This is a genomic window from Vampirovibrio sp. (assembly GCF_041737375.1).
GTDB lineage: Bacteria > Cyanobacteriota > Vampirovibrionia > Vampirovibrionales > Vampirovibrionaceae > Vampirovibrio.
Genome location: NZ_JBGSRV010000019.1, coordinates 50,144 through 57,380, shown reverse-complemented (window position 1 = coordinate 57,380; position 7,237 = coordinate 50,144). Strand labels below are relative to the sequence as shown.

8 protein-coding genes are annotated in these 7,237 nt (G+C 50.9%); 3 read left to right on the top strand and 5 right to left on the bottom strand.

Annotation, left to right across the window (positions count from 1 at the left end; genetic code table 11):
* Positions 1–122 precede the first annotated feature (122 nt).
* The 5 genes from ACEW81_RS13000 to ACEW81_RS12980 all read right to left on the bottom strand — a co-directional run bounded on the left by ACEW81_RS13000 (position 123) and on the right by ACEW81_RS12980 (position 5,323).
* Complete coding sequence (locus ACEW81_RS13000) at positions 123–440, bottom strand: AAA family ATPase (RefSeq protein ID WP_373533426.1); 318 nt, start codon at positions 438–440, stop codon at positions 123–125.
* A 68-nt stretch (positions 441–508) separates the two neighbouring features.
* Positions 509–1,057, bottom strand: a complete 549-nt coding sequence (traF, locus tag ACEW81_RS12995; RefSeq protein ID WP_373533425.1) for a conjugative transfer signal peptidase TraF — start codon at positions 1,055–1,057, stop codon at positions 509–511.
* Positions 1,054–3,003 carry a type IV secretory system conjugative DNA transfer family protein gene (locus tag ACEW81_RS12990; RefSeq protein WP_373533424.1) on the bottom strand — a complete coding sequence of 650 codons (1,950 nt, stop codon included), beginning with the start codon at positions 3,001–3,003 and terminating at the stop codon, positions 1,054–1,056. Before ACEW81_RS12990 ends, traF begins: the two co-directional genes overlap by 4 nt.
* Positions 3,000–4,967, bottom strand: a complete 1,968-nt coding sequence (gene traI / locus ACEW81_RS12985; protein WP_373533423.1) for a TraI/MobA(P) family conjugative relaxase — start codon at positions 4,965–4,967, stop codon at positions 3,000–3,002. Before traI ends, ACEW81_RS12990 begins: the two co-directional genes overlap by 4 nt.
* Positions 4,964–5,323, bottom strand: coding sequence for a plasmid mobilization protein (locus ACEW81_RS12980; RefSeq protein WP_373533422.1), 360 nt, complete (start codon positions 5,321–5,323; stop codon positions 4,964–4,966). Before ACEW81_RS12980 ends, traI begins: the two co-directional genes overlap by 4 nt.
* Positions 5,324–5,690: 367 nt before the next feature.
* Between ACEW81_RS12980 and ACEW81_RS12975 the strand changes: the two genes are divergently transcribed.
* The 3 genes from ACEW81_RS12975 to ACEW81_RS12965 are packed head-to-tail and all read left to right on the top strand — an operon-like array spanning position 5,691 to position 7,237.
* Entirely contained in the window at positions 5,691–6,038 is a 348-nt protein-coding gene (locus ACEW81_RS12975; protein ID WP_373533421.1) for a TraK family protein, read from the top strand.
* A 25-nt stretch (positions 6,039–6,063) separates the two neighbouring features.
* Positions 6,064–6,789 carry a nucleotide-binding protein gene (locus ACEW81_RS12970; RefSeq protein WP_373533420.1) on the top strand — a complete coding sequence of 242 codons (726 nt, stop codon included), beginning with the start codon at positions 6,064–6,066 and terminating at the stop codon, positions 6,787–6,789.
* Positions 6,790–6,799: 10 nt separating this feature from the next.
* A complete protein-coding gene (locus tag ACEW81_RS12965; RefSeq protein WP_373533419.1) occupies positions 6,800–7,237 on the top strand; it encodes a hypothetical protein in 438 nt (145 codons plus the stop codon).

Here is a 7,237-nt window from a genome sequence, read left to right as displayed (position 1 = left end):
CTCCGGGGGCGGCCAGTTCTTTGTTTTGGAATGACTGGCTCAATCAGTTCCCATTGCTCGTCACTCAAGGGTCTCCAAGGCATACGCTATCCTCTTCCAAACCCTGAAATTCTAACCCAAAGTTACCGTATTGGCTCTAGGTTTAGTTTTCCTGTCAACTCTTGCTTAAATTCATTTGAGAACTCAAATTGAACTGAGCAAACCGGCCAGTCTCCGCCATTTTTAAATTCGCGGGTATATCGATCACGTGGAAACTCTCGTTGCGGGTTATAAGGCTCTGCACTAGACGGGTTAAACTTATGCAGGGCTTTAAGCAAGGTTGTCTTGCCGGATTCATTTCGTCCGACAAATGCTGTTACCTTTTCAAGAGAAATCCATCCACTATCATCAATATTTCGGTAGTTTTGTACTCGGAACTGTTTGATTGATAGCTTGTTCAAACCCTATCCCTCTTGTCTTTACACATCGTTATCATAAAGTAGCCCAAATCTAAACTCAACAACTTTAGCTAAATGCTCATATCCACCCACACTGGGTGTGCCAATCCGTGAACCTGCTTCATTGAAACAGGCCCAAAGTAACGGCTATCAAAGCTCTCAGCGGTAAAAGATGAGATCAACCAAAGAGAGCCTGGCGCTACCTGATACGCGCCTGACCGAATGGCCTCAAGCGCATGACCTCTCAAGTCCCGTTCCCGGCTTTCGCTATTGGCAAGTCGCTGGCCATTCACTTTGATGCCTTCGCGGTCAATGACCACCCTATCTCCTGGCAAGGCCGCCACGGGCTTCATAACATGGGGATACCCGCCGGGGCAGTCCCCTTCAGGGTAATAGCCCCGATGCTTGGCTAGTCTGGAAACCGCCGTATCCGGCGGACACCACCAGGCAATATCCCCTCTTTGCAACGGCCTTGTCAGGGCTTCCGTTTTCCATAGCCCCATTGGGACAGAATGCGTGGTGACAATCCGGTATCCGCACGCAATCAAGCCCCAAAGCAAGGCATACAGGCACAGGCTAGTAACTCCCACCCACTTTAAGACACCAAATAGGGTTGTCATAGGGTTTGAACCGTTACTGGAATGCTTTGTTGTTGCTCGGCTCGCTCTGGATCATTTGATTCCGGTTCCGGTTGCGCTTCAGTGGCTTCCTGCGGTTCACTCAACTCGACTTTAACTGCATTGACCCAGGGAATGCGGGCTTGAAGGGTATCGGTGCCAGTGGGCGGCTGAATCTGAGACGCCTTCTGAAACCACGGGTCGCGGAAATAAAGAATTTGCGTTCCCCGAATGGGCGTTCCTCCGCCCGTAAAAATCAGCATTTCTCCTGCCCGCTCAATTTGACCCGTTTTCTTATTTTTTTTAGGGCCAGGCAGCCGCATGACCTCATCCGGGGTCATCAAGGGGCGGGCGCTGGTATGCATGGATTCACTAACGTTTTTGAGCAACCCACCCAAGCGTTTGCCGGACACCGTGGTTTCCTTACGGCTGACCGTTATTTGCCCCAACATGTTCGATAACCACTCCGCCGTTTTATAGTTATTGGGCGCATAGGCAATCCGAATATGGCAATTGGATATAATGCTCTCATTAGGGCCATAAGCCGCTTGTAGTTGGGCAATATCCTGCATAATGAGATAGGCTTTCAAGCCATAGCCTGCGATAAAGGCCAACGATTCCTGAAACACCTCTAATTTGCCAAAGGACGGGAACTCATCCAGCATCAAAAGCAAGCGGTGCTGGTATTGAGGGTCGGGCAAACCGTTCTTGAATTCTAAATTGCCACCGGTCAACAACCGCACAATCTGATTGAGTAATAAGCGCATCAAAGGCTTCAGGCGGTCTTTATCGGCTGGGCGCACCACCAGATACAGAGATACTGGATGTACGTGATTCATCAGATCCTGAATGGCAAAATCGCTATGGCTGATATTCCTGGCCACCAGGGGATCACGGTACAGGGCTAGAAAACTCATGGCGGTCGATAAAACAGAACCTCGCTCGGCTTCAGGCCGGTTGGTCATGTCTCTGGCCGCAGCGGCAATCACCATGCGGGTTTTCGGATTGGGATGTGTATTGGCCAACATGGCCTCATACAAGCGATCCACCGGGTGCTGAGGATCAGACAGCGATAAGGCCACATCAAACAGGTTGGCTTGTCCGGCTTTGGTATGCAGCAAATATAGAATAAGGCCGGTAATAAAGGCATGCGCCGTTTTCATCCAGTGATCATTTAACCCCTTTCCATCGGGATCAACGATAATACTGACCAGATTTTGGACATCTCCCACCTCATTGTCCCCGGCCCGGCGAATGGCTTGCAAGGGATTAAAAGCGCAACTGCCCTCAGCCGCAGCGGGATCAAATTTCAAAACCACGCCACCCAACTGTGCTTTACGGTATCCCGCCGTTAAATTCCACAATTCCCCTTTCATATCGTGGATTAACGCCGAATGGGGCCAAGTCAGCAGCGTGGGCACCACCAAGCCGACCCCTTTCCCGGAACGAGTGGGAGCAATGGCCGCAATATGCTCGGGGCCATCATGGCGCAGATAATGCAATTTGCCGTTTGAATCCATCCAGCCCCCCACATAAACCCCGGCGCCCTTTTCTCCCGGCAAAGTCAAAAGCCCAGACTCTTCAATTTCTTCTTGAGAGGCAAAATGCGCGGTGCCGTGCGTATCGGTATGGGCCTTGAGCGAGCGCTGGCGCATGCTGAGAATGGTAAGGTAGGCATACACCATGCCCCCCAAGATCAGGATGAAAGCAATCCGCACCAGGGCGAAGGTCTGCGGCCCCCGCACCTCAAATTGGGTTTGCCAGACCAACCAGCTCCAAGGGGCATACAGATGATCCAACCAGGGCGCACCCAGCGCCGGATGATAATGAAACCGCTCGGCCACAAATTGGGTAGCCCCAATGCTGGCGGCCAGCACAATGCCGCCCATCACCATCCAATCCTGCTGAGCCTGCCTGCGGGTTGCCGCTTTGCCTTTTGCTGTTTTCATCGCTGCCATCCTTCTCGTTTCACTCCTTTCCCTGGCTGCGCTTGATGCGACCACCCTTCCAGTTGTAAGCGGGTTCCCACTTTCAAACCGGAGGCTACTTGCTCCGAATTGAGTGGTTTTACCAGTATTTCTGCGGATTTCTCGATCAGCATCACCGATGAGCCATCACTTAACGTGCGGCGGCCCTGGTAAATGCCCTCTCCGGTCGCATCCTGCGGCTGCCAAACCCGATGGTTCAGAATGTCCGTCACCTTGGCGCGCAATTGGTTCCGAGCATCCAGATAGGCTTGCAAGGGGGCGGGTAAAGCAGCGATGGCTTGGCTGTCCACTTTCGCCTGTACTTGGCGTTGTCGCTCCTGCTCCAGACCTGCATCTTTAAATTGAATCTCTAGGCCATAGCGCACAGCCAAGTGGACAACCTGGTGCTTAAATTCATCACTCCCACTCACCGTTAATCCTTGGCCAGTAAATCGCTCAGATGCCAAAGTAAGCGCCAAGAAGACGGAACCCGCCGTTTGCATATCCACCCGCACCCGGTTTTGCTCATCCGTGACTTGGCCACCATCCTGCACCCGATACAAAATATGCCCATTTCGCTTGATAAGCGGCTTTAAATCAGCATAGACAATAGAACGGGCCGTATCTAAACGATCCGCGCTCAACACGGCTTCCGCTGCTTTTTCCTGACGGATCTTGCGGTTTCGCAAGAGTTCCAGGGCTTTGGTGTTTCCCGCTTCTGCGCTCTGAATGAGGTATTGCTCCCAAGTGAGTAAAGGCTGCTGGGTTTGCAAAGATTTTTTCTCGTCCGCCGCCTTTTGTTGGTAACTCGCCCAAGCTTGTTTCCGGTCTTGGCTCAATTGCTGGTATGCGGTGCATTTTTGCCTGCCACGCCCAAAAGACGCCTTGATTTTTAGCCGTTCCCCTTGATGCCATTGCTTCAAGGTATCCCCATACGCTAAACGCTCTTGGCGTTGCTGCTCTCGTAACGTTTGCCTTGCGGCCAAGGCGTTTTGCCTGGCGGCCTGAAAAGCGGCATAAAGTTGAGTGGCCTTCGCATCCGGCTGTTTGGGCATGGCGCTGTATTGTTTGCGGGCGTCTACCCTTTCCACTTTTTCTGTAGCGGCTTGGGGCGGCTGATAGGCTCCCAAGCGTTGCGTCAAAGCGCCAAAACTGAGCATTTTGTCCACGGCACTGGCTTTGACGGCTTGTGAACCATCTTGCAGGGCAATAACCAAGCCCGCTCCCCTGGGTTTAATCACCAGGCCATATTCCGCCATCGCCGCATGCACTGCTTCCCATTGATGAGCCTTGCCCACCGCCTCTAACAAATCCCCTTTGGCATTCGATTCAATCCAGCCCACTAAAGATTGCCGTCCCGATAAGGCTTCCATATCGGCGGCTTTACCTTGGCGTTGTCCCTGGTTCATCCCGTTATCCAGACTCAGGCCATGCTTTTGCTCCATCGCCCGGCAGACTTTATCGCGGATATAGTAATCCCGGTAAGGCTCGTGAACATTAAAAGTGACCGGATGCACCTTGTTAATGGCCAAGTGCAGATGAATATTATCCGTGTCTTGATGAACCGCGCTAATCCGCTGATGCGCCTGAAAGCCCAGCGATTGGCACAAGGCATTTTCAATATCTTCTAGCTGCGCACGGGTGGGCACTTCGCCTTCTGGGAAAGATACCACACAATGATAGGTCTTATCCGCTTGAGAGCGACTGTTCTCAGCCTGCGTGGCCAATACTTCCGCAATGGCCATTGCTGGTACATCCGCCTGGCAATTGGTGAGACGATACCACAGCACTTTTTCTCCACTGGAATCGTCTTTGAGATCCACCACATACTCTGCCGTGCGCGTCCAGAGTATGGCCGCAGCATCGGTTTTGGCTTCCAGCACATAGCGGCCCAGACGGTCAAAGTCTGATGTTTTTTTGCCCCGGTCAATGCGCTTGGAAATCATAGTCGCTTTTTTTCAGTCATCACAATTCTGGCTAACTCCATTTGCAGGCTTTCGATTTGCTGTAGAACAGAACGTATCTCGCGGGCGTTGGCCCCTTCGCCTTTCCGCTCAGCCAGCCATAGCTTCAACAAGCCGCCCAGGCGACCTTGATCTGCATGAAGGGAAACTAGATTGCGGATGGCCTCCCGGTCAAAACGGCTATTGGGCTGAAAGCCAAGTCCTACATTCCGTAGATAAGCCGACACCGACATCCGGCATTCTTTGGCCATTGCTTCAATCTGAGCGCGTTCCCCTACTGAAACCACGACCCGCAAAGGTCGATTTCGATCTCGGACTTCCCGATTTACTTCCATCATGGCCCTCTTTAACCCTGAATTGATACTCTCTTGGCGGTAGCCAAGCCAGCCTCGCAGAGCAGGACGGACGTTGAGGCGTTAGCCGAATAAGTCCCCCTGTATTGTTGGGTGACAAGCTTTGCTTGTTGGCCAACAATACCTGTCCTGCCATTCGTATTTGCGTGAATGGACGTGATTCGATGATAGCAAAGGGGAGCTTGCGAGAAAAGCAGCCATTTTCATCGTTTTTGCTCTGATTTGCTCTTATATTTTCCATATTTTCCTCATTCGCCCTCGTTCACTCCCCTATTTACTCTTTCATGCTGGTTTGTTATCTTATTCTCACCTATTGGATTAAGAGAGTTGGTTTTCAGCGTTAGAGGGCTGCATGGATAAAACACCAGGGGAAAATAGCACAGCATCAGCCAGGCATTATAAAGGGGAAGGCCGGGTCAGTTTTTTGGCCAACCTGGAAAGTATTCGTAATGAAGTGGAAGCGGGCTGGCCATTGCAAGCCGTTTATGACCGCCATAAAGACCGTTTGAATATTCAATACATGCAGTTTCACCGCTACGTTCAAAAATTCATTAAAGGGGAAAGCCCTAAAAAACCCGTAAAAAGCGGCATGGATTCATCCAGTATGGAAGTTCCTGTCTATAAGCAGGCTTCATCCACCCCTAGCCATAAAAAGCATTTGAATGATGCGACCCCGTTATCGGACAGCGAATTGTTTTAAATAAGAGCATATAGGAGCAAAAGAGATGAAAAAGGTGCATTTTGTATTACAAGGCAAAGGCGGCGTCGGGAAAACCTATGTGGCCTCCTTACTGGCCCAATACCACCAAGAACATGACCGCGAGGTCATTTGCCTGGACACCGATCCCGTGAATGCCACGTTTTCTGGCTATAAAGCATTCAACGTCAAACGCCTGGAGCTGATGGACGGCAACGAACTGAACGCTCGCCAGTTTGACCAGATGATGAAACAACTGGTGGAGGAAGACAGCCACTTTGTGATTGATAATGGGGCCGCTTCCTTTTTACCACTCTCCAGCTACATTGTGGAAAACGATGTCATCAATATGCTGACTGATAAAGGCAAAGAGGTCTATATCCATACCCTGATTACGGGTTCTCAAGGACTTCGGGATACCTTAACCGGCTTTAGCAAGTTGGCTGAACATTTACCGGAAAGCGCCAATCTGATTGTCTGGCTCAATGAATACTTTGGCCCCATTATCAGTGAAGAGGGCAAGTCCTTTGAAGAAATGAAGGTCTATACCAAGCACAAGAGCCGCATCAACGGGCTGATTCGCATTCCCCGCCAAACTTCTTCTACCTTTGGCCAGGATGTGGAAATGATGCTGACCCACCGAGCCACTTTTGAAGAAGTGAAAGAAAACCCCATCTTTGAACTCATGGCCAAACAACGCTTACTGATGGTCAAACGCGCCCTGTTTGAACAAATGGACGCCGTGGCGGTCTAGGAGGAAGCTGGTGAATACGCAAGCCTTGGTTGAAGAGATTCAAAAACGGCACCAAGTCAGCCTGAAACCCAATGATCCCATCTTTGCGGTGCTTACCCTCAATGAACTATTGCTGGCCAATCACATGGAACAAATTCAGGTTGCCTTGGAACAGCAAAAAAACCTGTTGAATGAAGGCAGTGCCGAGCGCATTAATACAGGGTTTGAACTGGTTAGCGAGCAAGCCAATCAGGTGATTAGCGCCATGAACGGCACATTTCAGGAAGCCGGGAATGCGCTTTGTCAAAAACTGGATCAAACCCTGAGCGCCAGACTTCGCGAGTTTGAGAAAAAAGCGGAAGGCCATAGCAAAGCCTCGATTAGCCTTGCAACGATCCTCCCACAGGCTCTTATAGCCGTGATTTTCTTTGCCTTGGGCATCGTTTTTAAAAGCTACATTTGGCCCTAG

What these genes read in the sequence shown, in the direction of transcription:
- traI (WP_373533423.1), bottom strand. Translation starts at nt 4,967, where the DNA reads ATGATTTCCAAGCGCATTGACCGGGGCAAAAAAACATCAGACTTTGAC.
- ACEW81_RS12970 (WP_373533420.1), top strand. Translation starts at nt 6,064, where the DNA reads ATGAAAAAGGTGCATTTTGTATTACAAGGCAAAGGCGGCGTCGGGAAA.
- ACEW81_RS12990 (WP_373533424.1), bottom strand. Translation starts at nt 3,003, where the DNA reads ATGAAAACAGCAAAAGGCAAAGCGGCAACCCGCAGGCAGGCTCAGCAG.
- ACEW81_RS12975 (WP_373533421.1), top strand. Translation starts at nt 5,691, where the DNA reads ATGGATAAAACACCAGGGGAAAATAGCACAGCATCAGCCAGGCATTAT.
- traF (WP_373533425.1), bottom strand. Translation starts at nt 1,057, where the DNA reads ATGACAACCCTATTTGGTGTCTTAAAGTGGGTGGGAGTTACTAGCCTG.
- ACEW81_RS12980 (WP_373533422.1), bottom strand. Translation starts at nt 5,323, where the DNA reads ATGATGGAAGTAAATCGGGAAGTCCGAGATCGAAATCGACCTTTGCGG.